Origin of the sequence: Microbacterium sp. NPDC091662, assembly GCF_044756705.1 — a bacterium.
Classification (GTDB): Bacteria; Actinomycetota; Actinomycetes; order Actinomycetales; family Microbacteriaceae; genus Microbacterium.
Genome location: NZ_JBIVTM010000001.1, coordinates 1,816,705 through 1,833,708 on the forward strand (window position 1 = coordinate 1,816,705; position 17,004 = coordinate 1,833,708).

At 67.9% G+C, this 17,004-nt stretch carries 15 protein-coding genes; 11 read left to right on the plus strand and 4 right to left on the minus strand.

The window, feature by feature from the left end; genetic code table 11:
* Nucleotides 1-234 precede the first annotated feature (234 nt).
* The 3 genes from ACIQLD_RS08925 to ACIQLD_RS08935 all read right to left on the minus strand — a co-directional run bounded on the left by ACIQLD_RS08925 (nt 235) and on the right by ACIQLD_RS08935 (nt 4,085).
* Entirely contained in the window at nt 235-1,533 is a 1,299-nt protein-coding gene (locus ACIQLD_RS08925; protein ID WP_402607462.1) for an MFS transporter, read from the minus strand.
* A gap of 74 nt (nt 1,534-1,607) precedes the next feature.
* Complete coding sequence (locus ACIQLD_RS08930; protein ID WP_402607465.1) at nt 1,608-3,107, minus strand: arylsulfatase; 1,500 nt, start codon at nt 3,105-3,107, stop codon at nt 1,608-1,610.
* Nucleotides 3,108-3,191: 84 nt separating this feature from the next.
* Nucleotides 3,192-4,085, minus strand: coding sequence for a formylglycine-generating enzyme family protein (locus ACIQLD_RS08935; RefSeq protein ID WP_402608507.1), 894 nt, complete (start codon nt 4,083-4,085; stop codon nt 3,192-3,194).
* 77 nt (nt 4,086-4,162) lie between these two features.
* On the opposite strand from ACIQLD_RS08935, the gene ACIQLD_RS08940 reads away from it, so the two are divergent.
* Genes ACIQLD_RS08940 through ACIQLD_RS08955 form a run of 4 tightly spaced genes read left to right on the plus strand, consistent with a single transcriptional unit; the run spans nt 4,163 to nt 6,852 of the window.
* Nucleotides 4,163-4,474 (plus strand): NIPSNAP family protein, encoded by a 312-nt coding sequence (locus ACIQLD_RS08940; protein WP_402607467.1) that lies wholly within the window; start codon nt 4,163-4,165, stop codon nt 4,472-4,474.
* Nucleotides 4,475-4,476: 2 nt separating this feature from the next.
* Complete coding sequence (locus ACIQLD_RS08945; protein ID WP_402607470.1) at nt 4,477-5,049, plus strand: GNAT family N-acetyltransferase; 573 nt, start codon at nt 4,477-4,479, stop codon at nt 5,047-5,049.
* 58 nt (nt 5,050-5,107) lie between these two features.
* Entirely contained in the window at nt 5,108-6,247 is a 1,140-nt protein-coding gene (locus tag ACIQLD_RS08950) for an agmatine deiminase family protein (protein WP_402607472.1), read from the plus strand.
* Nucleotides 6,244-6,852, plus strand: a complete 609-nt coding sequence (locus ACIQLD_RS08955; protein ID WP_402607475.1) for a TetR/AcrR family transcriptional regulator — start codon at nt 6,244-6,246, stop codon at nt 6,850-6,852. Before ACIQLD_RS08950 ends, ACIQLD_RS08955 begins: the two co-directional genes overlap by 4 nt.
* A 29-nt stretch (nt 6,853-6,881) precedes the next feature.
* On the opposite strand, the gene ACIQLD_RS08960 is transcribed toward ACIQLD_RS08955, so the two are convergent.
* Nucleotides 6,882-7,382 (minus strand): MarR family winged helix-turn-helix transcriptional regulator, encoded by a 501-nt coding sequence (locus ACIQLD_RS08960; protein ID WP_402607478.1) that lies wholly within the window; start codon nt 7,380-7,382, stop codon nt 6,882-6,884.
* A gap of 90 nt (nt 7,383-7,472) precedes the next feature.
* Here ACIQLD_RS08960 and ACIQLD_RS08965 point away from each other — a divergent pair, with 90 nt between their 5' ends.
* The 7 genes from ACIQLD_RS08965 to ACIQLD_RS08995 all read left to right on the plus strand — a co-directional run bounded on the left by ACIQLD_RS08965 (nt 7,473) and on the right by ACIQLD_RS08995 (nt 17,004).
* Nucleotides 7,473-8,579, plus strand: coding sequence for an LLM class flavin-dependent oxidoreductase (locus ACIQLD_RS08965; RefSeq protein WP_402607481.1), 1,107 nt, complete (start codon nt 7,473-7,475; stop codon nt 8,577-8,579).
* Nucleotides 8,580-8,590: 11 nt separating this feature from the next.
* Nucleotides 8,591-9,244, plus strand: coding sequence for an NADPH-dependent F420 reductase (locus ACIQLD_RS08970; RefSeq protein WP_402607484.1), 654 nt, complete (start codon nt 8,591-8,593; stop codon nt 9,242-9,244).
* 168 nt (nt 9,245-9,412) lie between these two features.
* Nucleotides 9,413-12,310, plus strand: a complete 2,898-nt coding sequence (locus tag ACIQLD_RS08975; RefSeq protein WP_402607487.1) for a YhgE/Pip family protein — start codon at nt 9,413-9,415, stop codon at nt 12,308-12,310.
* Nucleotides 12,307-14,487, plus strand: a complete 2,181-nt coding sequence (locus ACIQLD_RS08980) for a YhgE/Pip family protein (protein WP_402607490.1) — start codon at nt 12,307-12,309, stop codon at nt 14,485-14,487. Before ACIQLD_RS08975 ends, ACIQLD_RS08980 begins: the two co-directional genes overlap by 4 nt.
* A gap of 28 nt (nt 14,488-14,515) precedes the next feature.
* On the plus strand, nt 14,516-15,133 hold the full coding sequence (locus tag ACIQLD_RS08985) for a TetR/AcrR family transcriptional regulator (RefSeq protein WP_402607493.1): 618 nt from the start codon (nt 14,516-14,518) through the stop codon (nt 15,131-15,133).
* Between the two features lie 83 nt (nt 15,134-15,216).
* Nucleotides 15,217-16,617, plus strand: coding sequence for a threonine/serine exporter ThrE family protein (locus ACIQLD_RS08990; RefSeq protein ID WP_402607496.1), 1,401 nt, complete (start codon nt 15,217-15,219; stop codon nt 16,615-16,617).
* A 252-nt stretch (nt 16,618-16,869) separates the two neighbouring features.
* Nucleotides 16,870-17,004 (plus strand): hypothetical protein, encoded by a 135-nt coding sequence (locus ACIQLD_RS08995; RefSeq protein ID WP_402607499.1) that lies wholly within the window; start codon nt 16,870-16,872, stop codon nt 17,002-17,004.

Sequence of the window (17,004 nt, forward strand, 5' to 3'; positions counted from 1 at the left end):
CGGAAGGCTCTCCCGGTGTGGTGCGATGGCACCGGTGATGAAGGCGGTGGGGACTGTCTTCATCTCGGAGCGGCCTCTTCCGCTCCGCCCCGTGCTGGCTCCCCGGCCAGCGGAGGCGGGTGACCCGCGCTCTCCCCAGTGCCCGGTCACCCCCTCCATCCCTCTCGGGCGCACGGCCGTCCGCCGGACGCCTCCCACCGGGGCCCGTTCCTTCTCAGGACGCACCGTTCGAGGTCAACTGCTCCGATCGGGCGCATCCAGCGGCACCCGCATGTTGAGGACGACCAGCGCCACTGCGCCGATCGCGGAGATCACGGCGGGAATCCAGAAGAGTTGCGGCAAGCCCAGCCACAGCGAACCGATGCTGCCCACGAAGCCTCCGACGGCGGCGTTGATCGCATAGGAACTCATGAAGACGCTGGTCGCCATGCCCACCCGTGCCGGAACCAGCCGTTGCGCCACCGTGATCCCCAGCACGCCGAACGTCGCGATCACACCCGCCATGAGCACCTGTCCCACGATGAGCGGGGCGATGTGCGGCACGATCTGGCCGGCGGAAGCGTAGGAGACGTGCGCGGCGACCGCCATCAGGGCACCCGCGAAGAGCACGCGCGTGGTCCCGAATCGTGTCGCGAGTCTCGCGGCGAACGGCATCAGGAGAAGCTCGACGAGGGGCTGAAAGCCGATGATCGCACCGCGCACGCCCGCATCGACGGCGAGCTCGCCGTCCATGTACAGGGGCAGATAGGCGAGCTTGACCGTCTCACCGCACATGATGAGCACGTAGATCGCGGTGAACACGAGCAGCGGCAGCATCGAACGCGGATGCGGTACGGGCTGCGCAGTCGAGACCGGGGCCGCGCCACCGGGCTCGCGGATCGGAGTCGACAACACCCTGCGCGCGGCCGCGGAGTCGGTCTTCACGCCGATCAGCGGCACCAGCGAGAGCAGCACGCAGAGCCCCGTCACCAGCAGGAGGGGGCGCAACCCGATGAGCGCTCCGAGGACGGCACCGATGACCGGCCCGACGATCCATCCGAACGCCATGGCCATCCGCATGACCGCGACGACCTCGTTGTCGGCGGGAGTCGGCCTCCGGTTCAGTTCGTCCCTCACCGCGGCCTGCAGCTGCGCGGCGCCGGCCCCGGCCGTGCTCAACAGGAGCATGTTGATGGCGAACGGCATCCACGCCTGCATGGCGACGGCCATCAGAACCCAGCCGAGGAACCCGGCGAGGGCGGACAGGCGGAAGACCAGCAGCCGCGAACCGGCACGATCCGACAGGGACCCCACGACGTATCCGGCGATCGGAGCGGTGAGGTTGGTCAGGAAGTAGAGACCGGCCTGCGCCGTCGAGAGGTGGAGCTCGCCGACGAGGAACAGCGTGATCTGCGGAACCGTGACGGAGATTCCGATTCCGGAGATCACCAGGCTGATGAACACTCCACGCAGCAGCCGCGAACGGACGATGTAGCGCGAGGCGGAAACGGGTGCGCCCGACGAGTCCGCGGTTCCTGATTGCCGAGCCGCCACGCAGAACCATCCTCATTGCCGTGCGAAAAGGGGGGAACGGCAATGCTATCGAGAGGAACTCGGGCGGAATCCGGTCAGGAGCTGCCGACGGTCGACTCCAGCTTCGCCATGACCTGATTGATCGTGAACGACGCCGACTCCTGGCGGGCCGGGAACTCGGCGAGTGTGCCGAGCATCCGTCCGACGTAGGCCTGTGCCGGCACGAACAGGAACACGTGGTCGAGCACCCAGTCCCAGTAGGTGTTCGAGGTGATGTCGGCCCGCTCGAACGGATCGGTGCGCAGGTTGAAGAGTTTCGGGAAGCGCAGTTCGATGTAGGGCTCCTGCCACACCTGCAGGGTTCCCACCGCACGCTGCTCGAGGAACACGAGCTTCCAGTTGTCGAAGCGCAGGGCGGTGAGGTCGCCGTCGTCCGAGACGTAGAAGAAGTGCCGTCGCGGGCTCTGCTCGGCGGTGCCGGTGATGTAGTCGAGCTGGTCGTGCCCGTCGAGGTGCACCTTGAACGATGTGCCATGCAGATCGGTGCCCGCCCTCAGACGCTCAGCGATGTCAGCGTCGCCGACGGCCGCCAACAGCGTCACGAACCAGTCGTTGTGGCTCACGATCCCGTTGAGCGTCGTCCCCGCCGGGATGTGCCCGGGCCAGCGGACCATCGCGGGCACGCGGTACGCGCCCTCCCAGTTGGAGTTCTTCTCGTTGCGGAACGGCGTCATGCCCGCATCCGGCCAGCTGTTCATGTGCGGGCCGTTGTCGGTGGAATACATGACGATCGTGTTCTCGGCCAGCCCCAGCTCATCGAGCAGGTCGAGCAGACTTCCCACGACGTCATCGTGGTCGAGCATCGTGTCGTGGTACTCCGACTGCCAACGTCCCGCCCGTCCCTTGCTCTCTTCCTTGGTGTGGGTACGGAAGTGCATGTGCGTCGAGTTGAACCAGACGAAGAAGGGGGTGTCGTCGTCGGCCTGTCGGCGGATGAAGTCGGCTGCCGCGTCGCGGAACTCCTCGTCGACCGTCTCCATGCGCTTCTTCGTCAGAGGACCGGTGTCTTCGATGCGTTGGGTGCCGTCGTCGTTCGCCCAGGTGTGCAGCACTCCCCGCGGACGGAACTTCTCGCTGAAGCCCGGGAACTCCTCATCCGTCGGATAGTCGGGGTGCTCCGGCTCTTCTTCGGCGTTGAGGTGGTAGAGGTTGCCGAAGAACTCGTCGAATCCGTGCGCGGTCGGCAGATGCTCGTCGCGGTCGCCGAGGTGGTTCTTGCCGAACTGTCCCGTCGCGTAGCCGTGGTGCTTGAGCGCGTCGGCGATCGTGGGATCCTCGGGCTGCAGACCCAGCTTCGCGCCCGGCATCCCCACCTTGGTGAGCCCGGTGCGATACGGGTTCTGGCCCGTGATGAACGCCGCGCGTCCCGCGGTGCAGCTCTGTTCGCCGTAGTAGTCGGTGAACTTCACGCCCTCGTCGGCGATCCGGTCGATGTTCGGCGTCCGGTAACCCATGAGGCCGTCGGAGTAGGTGCTCAGATTGGCGATGCCGATGTCATCGCCCCAGATGATGAGGATGTTGGGCTTGTCAGCCATGACGACTCCTTGCTTCGACGCGTGAGACGGGCGATCGCCCTCGATCGAAGCTAAGCACTCCTTCGTACGGACACCCAGGGCGCCTCACTCGGAGCGGGTGAGGCGGAATCCGATGTGCGACATGCCGGTGTCCTCGGCCTGCGGCGAGCGCGCGGCTGGCCGGAAGCGCAGGCAGTAGTCGGGCGAGCACAGGTGGGAGCCGCCTTTGAGCACGCGACGCGGGATGTCGGGGAACCCCTCCTGCGCACTCGCGGCGGCGAGCAGGTTCGTGCGCTTGCCGGCGTCGACGGGGGTGTCGGACAGACGGATATGGCGCGGGGTGTAGAAATCGGTCGTCCACTCCCAGACGTTCGCGATCATGTCGTAGAGGCCGTACCCGTTGGGAGGGTACGAGCCGACCGGAGCCGTGCCGCCCACGCCCTGGTTGTCGTAGGGGAAGCGGCCGAGCCACGAGTTCGCCTGGGCGACACCGCCGGGGTAGGCTTCGTCGCCCCAGGCGAAGGGGGCACCGTCCACTCCCCCGCGTGCCGCGTACTCGTGCTCGACCTCGGTGGGCAGTCGCATCCCCACCCAGTCGGCGTAGGCGACCGCGTCCTCGAACGCGACGTGCACGACCGGATGCTGCAGCCGATCGTCGATGGACGAGTCAGGACCGAACGGACGACGCCAGTACGCGCCCGGCTGCCAGCGCCACCAGTTGCGCCAGTCGCCCAGATTCGTCGGCCCTGACGTCGGAGTGAACACCATCGCGCCCGGGACGAGATCGGCAGGATCAGCACCGGGGAATGCCGCAGGATCGAGCTCGCGTTCGGCGACGGTGACATACCCGGTGGCATCGACGAACTCGGCGTATTGCGCGTTCGTCACCTGGTAGCGGTCGATGAAGAACGACGCGACCTCGCGTTGGTGCGCCGGGCGCTCGTCAGGATAGAAGTCGTCGGACCCCATCAGGAAGGTGCCGCCCGGAATGTGGACCATGTCGCGCGAGTTCGTCACGTGCTCAGCGTAGTGTCCGCGTTCCGCGGCGTACGGGCCGATCTGCAAAGATCATCCGCATGATCACCGTTCACCTGCGCTACGAGATCGACCCCGACAAGCTGGAGGACTTCACCGCGTACGGGCGCACCTGGATCCGTCTCGTGGAGAAGCACGGCGGTACCCACCACGGCTACTTCCTGCCCAGCGAAGGTGACAGCGACGAGGCCTTCGCGCTGTTCTCCTTCCCCTCCCTGGCGGAGTACGAGGTGTACCGCACCGCCTCGAAGACCGACCCCGAGTGCGTCGATGCGTTCGACTTCGCGCGCAGGACACGGTGCATCCGCCGCTACGAGCGCCGCTTCCTGAGCCCGGTCTTCGAGGGGGCGTAGGCATGAATCCGCCGGCCGTCGAGGTCGCCGCGCTGACCGCCCTCGCCACGCTGTCGACCCCACGGCTCCGGCTCGAACCCCTGGGCGTCGCTCATCTCGACGGCGTATGGGAGGGCCTGTTCGACGCGGAGTCGCTGCGGCTCACCGGTACGCGTCAGACCTTCACTCGCGAGGCGGTCGTACGGCATCTGGAATCTCTCGCGGATCGCGCCGATCGCGCCGACTGGGCGATCATCGAGCGCGCGACCGAGGAGTACGTCGGCGAGATCGTCCTCAACGAGCTGGAGGAAGACGATGCCGCGATGAACTTCCGCATCTCGTTGAATCCGGGCCGGGTCGGGCGCGGATTCGGCACCGAGGCGACCCGCGCCGTCCTCGACCATGCGTTCGACCGCATCGGGCTGCACCGCGTGAGCCTCGACGTCTTCTCGTTCAACCCCCGCGCTCAGCGCTCCTACGAGAAGGCGGGGTTCCGGTACGAGGGGCGCCAACGGGAGACGCTCTTCTGGGACGGCGAATGGGTCGACTCCATCATGATGTCCGTGCTGAGCACGGACGAGCGTCCCCGAAGCTGAGTCGGTCATGACTACCCCGCCTAGAATTGGATTTCATCTAATTCTGAGGAGGGCGGACATGGGAACGTTCGAGGTGTCCCGGCGCGGGTTGTTCGCGGCCACCGGGCTGGGGCTGCTCGGGACGACGCTGCTCGCGTGCGCACCGGCAGGATCAGTGGAGCCCCGTCGACCATCCGGCAGCGCGCAGCCGAGCACAGACCGGCGGATGGGCGCCGAGTGGGACAGCCATGCCCTCACCTTCATGTCGTGGCCCACCGCTCTGATCTGGGGCGAAGACGTCAGGTTCGTGCGCGACGACATCGCGAACGTCGCCCGCGCGATCGCGGAATTCGAACCCGTGGTGATGCTCGCCTCCCCGTCCGACGTCGACGATGCGGCCGCCCGATGCGGCTCCGCGGTCGAGATCGTCGAGTTGCCCGTGGACGATCTGTGGGCGCGCGACACGGCGCCAGTCTTCGTCGACGGCGCACACGGCGTCGAAGGCGTCGACTTCTCCTTCAACGGCTGGGGCGACAAGCAGGCGCATCCGAACGATGCTCTCGTGGCCCAGACGCTCCTGCGCGAGTTCGAGATCCCGCGTATTCCGGCCGGCCTGGTCGGCGAAGGCGGTTCGCTCGAGACCGACGGCCTCGGCACTCTGCTCGTGACCGAGAGCTCGTTGGTGAACGACAACCGCAATCCGGGGCTGAGCCGCGACGAGATCGAGGAGAGACTCGTGACGCTGCTCGGCATGCGGAAGGTGATCTGGTTCGACGGGGTGTACGGCGAAGACATCACCGATGCCCACATCGATTCGCTCGTGCGCTTCACCGCGCCCGGAGTCGTGCTGCTCGACACCCCGGGGAAAGGGTCGCCCGACGACGTCTGGTCGCGCTCCAGCGCACAGGCGCGATCCGTCCTCGAGGAGGCGACGGATGCCGACGGGCATGGCTTCGAGGTCATCGACCTGCCTCAGCCCGACTTCGGCGAGATCCGCGGATCCGGTGACGACTTCCTCGCCTCCTATGTGAACTTCTTCGTCGGCAACGGCGCGGTGTTCGTGCCCGAGTTCGGCGATCGTCGCGCAGACGACCGTGCCCGCGGCATCCTGCAGGACCACTTCCCCGATCGCGAGATCGTGTCGCTCGACATCGACACCGTGGCATCCGGCGGCGGCGGCATCCACTGCGCGACCCACGACCTGCCGGGGACGCCGTGACCGCCCGGCTCGCAAAGGGCGCGGCCCGTCAGAAGATCGTGGTCGATGCCACGGCCGCAGCCATCGCCGAACTCGGACTCGCGAACGTGCGCGTCGCGGACATCGCCGAGCGGGCCGGCATGACCGCGGGGCACGTGACGTACTACTTCCCGTCGAAGACCGACCTGCTCATGCTCGCCATCCGCCGCAGCGAGGAATCTCTCGTCGAGAAGGTCGATGCCGAGCTCCGCATCATCGATCAGCCGTGGGCACGGCTGGAGCGTCTCCTCGAGCTGTCGGCATCGGACGGACGAGGCGACCCGGGCTGGATCCTCTGGTTCCAGGTGTGGTCCGACGCGGCGACCGACGACGCGGTCGCGGCGGTGCACGGCGAGCTCGACGGCCGCTGGCGCAGCATCCTGCGTGAGATCCTCGCCTACGGGCGGGAGCGCGGCGCCTTCACCTTCGACGACCTCGATGATGCGACCGACGTGATCTCGGCAGCCGTCGATGGCCTGTCGGTGCAACTCACCGTGGGTGCGCCCGGATTCGATCGCGAGCGGATGCTGCGCCTCTCCCTGCAGGTCTGCTCGGCATTCCTGGGCATGAGGGCCGACGTTCGCTGACAGGGCACCCGAGCTGGACCGAGACGGCGCTACTCCGACGGGCGACCGTCGGCATCGGCATCCGCGTCGAGTCCGAGGTGGGCGCGCAGGGCCGCAGTGACCTCGTCGACCGCGGCCAGCTGCTCGGCCGAGAGCGCGTCGACGAACAGGTCGCGGATGGCGCGGAGATGGGGCACGTTTGCGGCGCGGAAGGCCTCTGCTCCCTCGTCGGTGAGGTGCACGTCGACACCGTGCACGCCGTCCGCTGCCGGGACGCGCCGGACGAGACCGCGTTTCTCCATCCGTCCGAGATGATGCGACAGGCGACTGCGCTCCCAATCGATCAGGGCCGCCAGTTCGGACGACCGCGCGGCATGCCCGGGAGCTTCGCTCAGGGCGAGGAGCACCTGGTAGTCGCCGGAGGAGAGTGACGACGAGTTCTGGAGCTGCGCGCCCAGACGATCCCGCAGCGTTGCCGACGTCTCGACGAAGCCGCGCCAGATGCGCAGCTGCTCAGGCGTCGGCGTGCTGCGGCGGCGTTCTTCGACCATCACACCTCCCGGGAATTGATACGTCAATCCTACGGTTGCAGCCTATTGACACGTCAATCCGGAGGCGCCGGGTCGTGCAGAAGGGTCGTGATGGAGATGACGGAACTCGAGTTCGGGCTGAACTCCTTCGGCGAGGTGGCCACCGACGCCGGTCGCGTCATGTCGGACGGCGAGACGCTGCGGCTGCTCGTCGAAGAGGCGCAACTGGCCGAGTCGGTCGGTCTTGACGTGTTCAGCATCGGCGAGCACTATCGCGAAGGCCACATGGACTCGGCGACCCCCGTCGTGTTGGCCGCCGCGGCGCAGGCCACGTCGACCATCGGCCTCGGCTCGTCGGTCACCGTGCTGTCGACGCAGGACCCGGTGCGGCTGTATCAGGAGTTCGCTACCGTCGACGGGCTCTCGGACGGCCGCGCCCAGCTCATCCTCGGACGCGCGTCGGCCATCGAGTCGTTCCCTCTCTTCGGCTACGACATCGCCGAGTACGAGCAGATCTTCGAGGAGAAGCTCGACCTGTTCCTGCGCCTGATGCGCGAGGAGCGCGTCACCTGGAGCGGCACCTACCGCAGCCCGCTCGAGAACGTACGACTGCAGCCGCGGATGCCGGAGGGCGGCATCCCGGCCTGGATCGGCATCGGCGGCAGCCCCGACTCCGTGATCCGCGCGGCCGAGCACGGACTGCCCCTGATGATGGCGATCATCGGCGGACGCCCCGAGCGCTTCGCCGGCCACGCGCGTCTGTATCTGCGCGCCCTGGAGCAGTTCGGGCGGGCCGAGCTGCCGATCGGGCAGCACTCGCTCGGCCTGATCGCCGACACCGACGACGAGGCGAAGAACGTGCACTGGAAGCACTGGGAGCCGGTCGTGACCCAGATGAGCAAGGAGCGCGGTTTCTATGCGCCCACGCTCGAGCGCTACGAGGAGGAGGTCGACACCGGGGCGCTCTACGTCGGCTCTCCCGAGACCGTCGCACGCAAGCTCGCCGCCGCCGTGCGCAGCAATCACCTGTCCCGGTTCGACCTGAAGTACGACATCATGCACTTGCCGAAGGACGCGCGTGCACGCAGCATCCGCCTCTTCGGAGAGAAGGTCGCCCCGCGCGTGCGCGAATTGCTCGCCGAGGATCCGGGAGAAGGAGCGTTCGCCGACCCCGGTGTCGCCCAGATCACGAAAGACGGCAAGGCCGTCCACGCCTGAAGGAGAGCGTCATGAACGACACCATCGAGACCATCGGCATCCTCGGCGCCGGCAAGGTCGGCACCACCATCGCGCGCCTCGCTCTCACCGCGGGGTATCGGGTGCTCATCGCGGGCTCGGGCACACCGGAGCGGATCGCGCTCACGATCGATGTCTTCGCGCAGGGAGCGACCGCGGTGACGGCCGAGGATGCGGCGGCCGGGGCGGATGCCGCCATCCTCGCCCTTCCGCTGGGCAAGTACCGCACGCTTCCGGTCGAGCAGCTGCGCGGAAAGCTCGTGCTCGACGCCATGAACTACTGGTGGGAGACCGACGGCATCCGTGACGATCTGAGCGACCCCCGCACCTCGACCAGCGAGCTGGTGCAGGAGTTCCTGACCGTGTCGCGCGTCGTGAAGGCCCTGAACCACATGGGCTATCACGACCTCGAAGACGAGGCCCGGCCGGCGGGAGCGCCCGGACGCAAGGCCATCGCCATCGCGGGAGACGCGCCAGCCGACCTCGCCGCGGTCGCGGAGCTGATCGACAGGCTCGGCTTCGATCCGGTCGTCCTCGACACCCTGTCGGCCGGCGCGGCACTCCAGCCCGGGAACCCGGCATTCGGCGCCGATGTCACCGCGGAGGAACTGCGCGGGCTGATCGACGAGCGCGTGCGATCGGCGTAGTCAGCCCGCGGCGATCCACGATCGCGTGAAGCCGAGCACCCCGCAGCAGCGATCGCCGCCCCTGCGGATTCGGCCGACTGCGCATTCGCGAAAGCCCCGGTGCTGCGGGCGATGTCCGCATCCAGCTAACTTGCACGTTGGTGTGCACGTACTGTGTAAACTCGTCCTGTGAAACAGAGCTGGCGGGTCTACAAACGCGACGTCAAGAGACTCTCCCGCGTACCCAAAGCCTGGATCATCATCATCGGCGTGCTCATCACCCCCGCCCTATACGCCTGGTTCAACATCAACGCCTTCTGGGACCCGTACGCCAACACCGCGAACATCCGCGTCGCGGTCGTCGACCTCGACGAGGGCGCCACCTCTGACCTCACCGGCCACATCGACATCGGTGAGCAGGTGACCGAGCAGCTCGAGGACAATGACCAGCTCGGCTGGACTTTCATGGGCGAGGACGAGGCTCAAGACGCCGTGAAGAGCGGCGATGTCTACGCCGCCATCGTCATCCCCGCCTCGTTCAGCGAAGACCTGCTCAGCATCACCAGCGGCGACTTCACCCAGCCGGCGCTGCAGTACTACGTCAACGAGAAGGCCGGAGCGATCGCGCCGAAGATCACCGACGTCGGCGCCTCCGAGCTCGACAAGCAGGTCACGAGCGCCTTCAAGGAACAGGTGGCCCTCGCAGCGACGAACGCCCTCAAGGACGTCGGCGACTCCACCGAGCTGCGACTGCTGAACGCCAGGGACAACACCCTCGATGCCTTCGACCAGGCGACGCAGACGCTCGCCTCGGCCCGCGAGAACCTCGCCGAGACGCAGGACGGGCTCACCTCCTCACGCGGCACGCTCTCGTCTGCACGGAACACGCTCGGTGACGTCGACAAGACGCTCGGCGACGTGCAGAAGTCGCTCGCTCAGACGCAGTCGATCATCGCGGAGACGCAGAAGGAGGTGATCGCCTTCACCGACAGCGCCACCACCGCGTTCCTCCAGGGCACGACCCTGCTCGCCGACGCCTCGTCGAAGGCGAACGTCTCGATCACCCGTCTCACCCAGAGCCTCGAACAGGCCGGCGTGCGCATCGACGCGGGGATCGACGATGTCTCGAACGTGCTGAAGGCGAACGAGGCGGCGGTCGCCCGGCTGCAGACGCTGCTGGACAACACCGAGCTCAGCGACGACACGAAGCAGCGACTGACCGGGGTCATCACCTCGCTGCAGCAGCGCAATGCCACCGACCAGCAACTGCTCGCGGACCTGAAGAACCTCAAGACCGGCGCCTCCGACACCGTGCGCTCCATTCAGGCGACGGCCGACGCTGTCGACAAGGCGATGCAGGACACCAGGGATGCCTCCTCCGCCATGCGCGACATCCTCACCCGCACCGTTCCCTCCCTGAACAGCGCCATGTCGCAGTTGTCGGCGAGCGTCGGATCGTTCTCGGGGGCGCTGGACGCGCAGAAGGGCGTCCTCGCCCAGGCCGATCAGCTGCTGGCCGGGTTGGACTCGCAGCTCGTGGCCACCTCGGCGGCACTGGCGAGCTTCGACGACGACCTCGCCGGGATCGAACAGGGTCTGCAGACGTCGCGCACCGACGTGGTCGCGGCGGGCGCCGCATCCGAATGGGGTCTGCTCGGCACCCTGACCGATCTGGAACCCGAGCAGATCGCCCAGTTCATCTCCTCCCCCGTCGAGGTCGACGAGCACCTGGTTTTCCCGGTCGACACCTACGGCTCGGCGATGGCCGCGCTCTTCACGAACCTGTCGCTGTGGATCGGTGCCTTCGTGCTGATGGTGATCTTCCGCGTCGAGGTCGACACGGAAGGCGTCGAGGGGGTCACGGTACGCGAGGCCTACTTCGGCCGCTTCTTCCTCTTCGCGACGCTCGCCGTGGGCCAGGCGCTGATCGTGTGCATCGGCAACCTCATCATCGGCGTGCAGACGGTCAGTGCCGCCGCCTTCGTCGGCACCGGTGTGCTGATCGCCCTCGCGTACGTGAGCATCATCTACGCCCTCTGCGTCGCGTTCGGACACGTCGGCCGCGGCCTGTGCATCCTGCTCGTGATCATGCAGATCCCCGGAGCATCCGGGCTGTACCCGATCGAACTGATGCCCGGGTTCTTCCGCGCGATCTATCCGCTCCTCCCGTTCTCCTACGGCATCGACGCGATGCGGGAGACGATCGGGGGCTTCTACGACGGCCACTACTGGCGCTTCCTCGGCGCCCTCGCCGTGTTCGTCGCCCTCGCGTTCCTCCTCGGACTCGTCCTGCGCCGCCGCCTCGCGAACTTCACCCTGCTCTTCAACCGGCAGGTGCTCTCGACCGACCTCCTCATCGGCGAGAAGGTGCAGGTCGTCGGCAGCGGATACCGGCTCACCGACGTGATCCGGGCGCTGTCGAACCGCGCCGAATACCGCGACGACCTCGCTCGCCGCGCCGAGCCGTTCACGCGCCGCTACCCGACACTGCTGAAGGCGACGGTGCTCACGGGGGTCGCCGGGCTCGTCGTGCTCGGCATCCTCACCTGGGCGCTCCCCGGGTCGAAGGCTCTGCTGCTGGGGCTGTGGACCCTCTGGATCCTGGTGGTCATCGGATTCCTCGTTGCGATCGAGTACATCAAGCACAGCTTCGAGAACGGGCAGGAGGTCGCTGCTCTCGACGACACCGAACTGCGCCGGCTCGCTCTCGCCGGCCCCGCCGGGCGCGAGGCCGCCCTGCCCACGGCGATGGTCGAACCGCTCGGCCCGGCCTCCCCCGCAGCCGTCGCCATGACCGCGGCCGATGTGCCGGAGGCGCCGGCCGCCGGCGCCGAGGCGGAAGCCCTGCTCACCGCGTGGTTCGACCCGGAACCGCCGTCGGAGCCTGCCGACGACGGGGAAACCGGAGCGGACACCGATCCTGCAGCCCCTGCGCAGGCAGCGGAGGCGGTCGTCGCCGACGCTGCGGAGGATCCTCTCCTTCCGGACGAAGACGAAGACGAAGACGAGGACGAAGACGAACCCGGAGCAGGACACACCGCATCGACAGCAGACGACGAGACCGCAGAAGGGGAGGACCGCGCGTGAAGGACATCCTGCGCCTGACGCTCCGCGACGTGCGTCACGCGACCCAGAACGTGATGGCGTGCATCGTCCTGTTCGGCCTGGTCGTCATCCCCTCTCTGTTCACCTGGTTCAACGTCATCGCCAGCTGGGACCCGTTCGCGAACACCAAGGACCTGAAGATCGCCGTCGCCAGCACCGACGCCGGGTACGAGAGTGACCTGGTCCCGATCCGGGTGAACGTTGGGGAGCAGGTCCTCTCTCAGCTCCGAGGGAACGACCAACTCGACTGGGTCATCACCGACGAGCACGACGCGATCGACGGTACCGAGTCCGGCGAGTACTACGCCGCGATCGTGCTGCCCGAGACCTTCAGCGCCGACATGCTGACGTTCTACGCCGACGGCGGCGACCGCACGCACATCGCGCTCTACACGAACGAGAAGAAGAACGCCCTGGCACCGAAGATCACCGGCCAGGGTGCGGAGGGGGTGTCGTCCGCGATCAGCGACACGTTCGCGCAGACGCTCGGTGACGTGGCGCTGGGCCTCATCTCGTCGATGTCGGACTACCTCACCGATGAAGACACGCAGGCGGCGCTCACCCGCGTCGATGCGCGCGTGGGAAGCGTGGGCGATCAGCTGCGCTCCGGGGCGCACACGGCCGACACTTTCACCGCTCTGCTCGAAGCGAGCAGGCCGCTGCTGGACAGCGCCTCAGTCCTGGTCGACGAGGCCGGCGACGCGTTCACGGACACCTCGGGTGCTCTCGGCAGCGGAGTGGATGCGGCGAGCACGCTGAAGGCGACCCTGCAGACGGCGGCGCAATCGCTGGCGGACGCCCTCGCGGCGACGTCGAACAGTTACGACGCCGTGGGCCAGCGCGTCGACGAGCTCTACGCGGGTGCCGGTTCGCTCAGCGGCAGCCAGGTGCAGGCGATCACCACGCTCGCCGAGCGCGTGCAGCAGCAGGTCGACCAGTACACCGCGGTGAAGAACACGCTGGAGACGCAGGTCGGACCGAATCTCCCTGAATCCGCACAGCCCGACTTCGCGGCCGTGATCAGCCGCCTCGACGAGGCGATCGCACGGCAGCAGGCGCTGCAGGAGCGACTGCAGAAGGCGGCGACCGAGGTCGCCGCCGGCAACGACTCGGCGCAGAGCTCGCACCAGGAGATCACGGCCGCGATCGCCGAGGCCAAGAAGGCGATCGCCGACGCCCGGAGCACCTATGACAACGGTCTGAAGGCTCAGTTGAACGCGCTCTCGTCGACGCTCACGCAGATCGGGTCCGATGTGTCGGCGATCCGCTCCGACCTGTCCGGCATCACATCGGGCCTGTCCGGAGCATCCGACTCGGTGCTGTCGACGCTGTCGCGCGCGCAGGAAGCCACGACGCAGCTGTCCGCATCGTTGAATGCTCTGGCCGACAGGTTCGATACCGTGCAGCAATCGATCGCGAAGGCTGCCGACACCGGGGACCTCAGCGAACTGATCGGCGCCGACCCCGGTGTGCTCGCCACCTCGCTCGCCGAGCCCGTACGCCTGGACCGCACCGCGGTCTTCCCTGTGGCCGGGTTCGGTGCGGCCATGGCGCCCCTGTACATGATCCTCGCCCTCTGGGTCGGCGCGCTTCTCATGACCGTGACGATCCGCGTCGACGTGAACGCTGAGACGCTCCCCGACCGCCCCGAGCTCACACCGACGCAGAAGTACCTCGGCCGCTACGGCATCTTCGGTCTGGTCGGTCTCGCGCAGAGCACGTTGCTGACGCTCGGATTGATCCTCTTCGTGCAGATCGAACCCGCGCATCCGCTCCTGCTGATCCTGGCCGGGTGGGCGATCTCGACCGTGTTCACGCTCATCGTCTACACCGCGGTCGTGGCGTTCGGGAATGCGGGCAAGGCACTCGCCGTGCTGCTGCTCGTGATCCAGATCTCGGGCTCGGGCGGCGCGTACCCCCTGCAGCTGCTTCCCGACTGGTTCCAGGGCGTCAGCCCCTTCCTCCCCGCGACCTATGCGGTCAACATGGTGAGATCGGCGATCGCCGGCGTCTACCAGGCCGACTTCTGGTGGGCGCTCGGCGCACTCGCACTGTTCATCGTTCCCGCGCTGCTCCTCGGACTCGTGCTGCGGCGTCCGTTGATGACGTACAACCGCAAACTGGTCGAAGCACTCGCCTCGACCAAACTGATGTCCTGACCCCCGCGCCCCCGCGAAAGGACCTGAAGTGACCGCACCGAACCCGCCGCGTCGACGCGATGCCCTGGCCAACCGAGAGGCCCTGCTGCGTGCGGCACAGTCGGTGCTCGCGACCAATCCCACGGCGTCGCTCGACGTCATCGCGCAGGCAGCGGGTCTCACCCGTCGCGCCGTCTACGGTCACTTCGCCGATCGCGACAGCCTGCTGCGCGAAGTGATCGCGGTCGGTGCGCAGCGGTTCAACGCGATCGCCGAGACGACCGACGAGTCCGACCCCCGGGTGACCCTGGCACGCATGGCGACGCGACTCTGGCGAGAGGCCTCCGCCGTACGCGCCTCGGCCAACATCGCCCTCGACGATGCGCATCTGGCCGACACCGTGCTCGCTCTGGCGCCCCTGCGTCGACGCATCCGCGATCTGACGAGGGTCGGAGTGGACTCGGGGGCGTTCCGCGCAGACATGCCGGCCGAGTTGCTCGCCTTCCTCATCGAGGAGACCGCCAGAGCCACCCTGCGCGAGCTCCGGCTCACCACGACCGACGCCGACTCGACCGTCGTCCGCGTGGTGCTGAGCATCGTGGGCCTCTCGTGGAGCGAGCAGGCAGAGCTGATCGACGCGCACCCCGAGATCTTCGCGCAGGACTAGGGAGCCCGCAGCGAAGGGCATCTCCGGCGCACCTCCTCCGGCCGGCTCGACGGATCGTCGGCACGGGCGGGAGAATGGAGCATATGTCCGCGAGATCCCGCCGGCCGCTGCTCTCCTCCGTGCGCCGCCTGCTGCACACCGATCCCTCGGCCGTCGCGCATACCGAGGCGATGCCCGTCATCGACGAACGCACGGTCCCCCGGGTGCTCGACCTGGCGACCCGGATCGGCGAATCGATGTTCGCAGTGGGCGCCTCCGCGCATGAGGTCACGCTCGCGATCACCCGTGTGTGCGACGCCTACGGGATGAGGGGCGTGCAGGTCGACGTCACCTACAACTCGATCACAGTGTCGTTCCACCTGAGCGGCGAAGTCTGGCCCGAGACCCTGGTGCGCGTCGTGCGTGTCACCGCCCCCGATCACGCGAAGCTGCAGCGCGTGCAGGCCCTGGTCGCCGACATCGACGGCGGCCTCGACCTCGAATCCGCACGCACCACGTTCCGCGCCATCCGACGGGTGCCGTTCCGCTATCAGCAGCCGGTCGTGATCGTCGCGCGCGCCCTGCTCGCGGTCGGTGTCAGCATCATGCTCGGCGCCTCCCCGATCATCGTCGGTCTCACGTTCGTCGCCGCCCTGTGCGCGGCACTGACCCAGGCGGGCCTCGCCCGACTCCGAGTGCCGCTGTTCTTCAGTCAGATCGCCGGAGGCTTCGTCACGACCGTCGTCGCCGTCGTGGTCTCCGCACTCGGTGCCGCGGGAATCGAACCGTTCGTCGACATCCGCCCCTCGATCATCGTCGCCTCGGGCATCGTGCTCATGCTCGCCGGCCTCACCGTGGTCGGCGCCGCGCAGGACGCGATCGACGGCTTCGCCCTCACCGCCGGCGGGCGCATCCTCGACCTCACCATGCAGACCCTCGGCGTGGTGATCGGCATCCTCGTCGGCCTGGAACTCGGCGGCGTCCTGGGCTTCACCATGGACCTCCCGGATGACCCTGCACCGTTCGGGCCACTCGTGAACCAGTTCGCCGGAGCGATCATCATCGCGGTCGCCGTGGCCGTGTTCAACGGAGCCGGCATCCGCATCATCCTGGTCAGCGCCCTGCTCAGCGCCGTCACCCTCGCCGGCTACTCGACATCGGTGGCACTGAACCTGCACCCCGCGGCGGCGAGCGCGGTCGGTGCCCTGTTGGCGAGCTTCCTCGGAATGCTGATCGCACGCAACCTGCACGTACCCTCGGTCGCGGTGACCACCGCCGCGATCGTGCCGCTGGTTCCCGGGGTCGCCGTGTTCCAGGGCCTGCTCGAGATGGTCCACGCGGCCGGCACCTCCACCGGCATGCTGCTCGCCGGCGGATCGCTCATCGATGCGGCGGTCATCGGAATCGGCCTGGCATCCGGCGCCTCGCTCGGCCTCTACCTCGGCACCCCGGTGCGTGCCACGCTCGCGAGCGTCGCGAAGACGCGGGCCCGCGTCCGCCGCTGACCGACGCCCCCTCGCCCCCTCGCCCCCCTCGCCCCCCACACGTCGAGTGCACGGGATCTCGCCGAGTGCACGGGGTGCTCGCGTCGATAAACCGTGCACTCGCGGGCAAGCCGTGCACTCGGCGAACCGCGGGCACCAGCAGCATCGGGGGCCGGATTCTGCGCTCGTGGGCGCCCGCCTGTCAATGGGCAGGCGGGCGGAGGGCTCAGGGCCGAGACTGGTCGGTCACCCACCGATCGATCGGAGCACCTGATGTCTGACCCGCAGAACCACACGGACGACCGCCCCGAGGTCGAAGCAGAAGGCATCGACCCCGACATGCCCTCAACCGACGACGACCTCGATGACGACGAGAACGGCGACATCGACGTCGAAGATCTGCCCTGA

What these genes read in the sequence shown, in the direction of transcription:
- ACIQLD_RS08990 (WP_402607496.1), top strand. Translation starts at nt 15,217, where the DNA reads ATGTCCGCGAGATCCCGCCGGCCGCTGCTCTCCTCCGTGCGCCGCCTG.
- ACIQLD_RS08935 (WP_402608507.1), bottom strand. Translation starts at nt 4,085, where the DNA reads ATGGTCCACATTCCGGGCGGCACCTTCCTGATGGGGTCCGACGACTTC.
- ACIQLD_RS08965 (WP_402607481.1), top strand. Translation starts at nt 7,473, where the DNA reads ATGGAGATGACGGAACTCGAGTTCGGGCTGAACTCCTTCGGCGAGGTG.
- ACIQLD_RS08940 (WP_402607467.1), top strand. Translation starts at nt 4,163, where the DNA reads ATGATCACCGTTCACCTGCGCTACGAGATCGACCCCGACAAGCTGGAG.
- ACIQLD_RS08950 (WP_402607472.1), top strand. Translation starts at nt 5,108, where the DNA reads ATGGGAACGTTCGAGGTGTCCCGGCGCGGGTTGTTCGCGGCCACCGGG.
- ACIQLD_RS08970 (WP_402607484.1), top strand. Translation starts at nt 8,591, where the DNA reads ATGAACGACACCATCGAGACCATCGGCATCCTCGGCGCCGGCAAGGTC.
- ACIQLD_RS08995 (WP_402607499.1), top strand. Translation starts at nt 16,870, where the DNA reads ATGTCTGACCCGCAGAACCACACGGACGACCGCCCCGAGGTCGAAGCA.
- ACIQLD_RS08960 (WP_402607478.1), bottom strand. Translation starts at nt 7,382, where the DNA reads ATGGTCGAAGAACGCCGCCGCAGCACGCCGACGCCTGAGCAGCTGCGC.
- ACIQLD_RS08930 (WP_402607465.1), bottom strand. Translation starts at nt 3,107, where the DNA reads ATGGCTGACAAGCCCAACATCCTCATCATCTGGGGCGATGACATCGGC.
- ACIQLD_RS08945 (WP_402607470.1), top strand. Translation starts at nt 4,477, where the DNA reads ATGAATCCGCCGGCCGTCGAGGTCGCCGCGCTGACCGCCCTCGCCACG.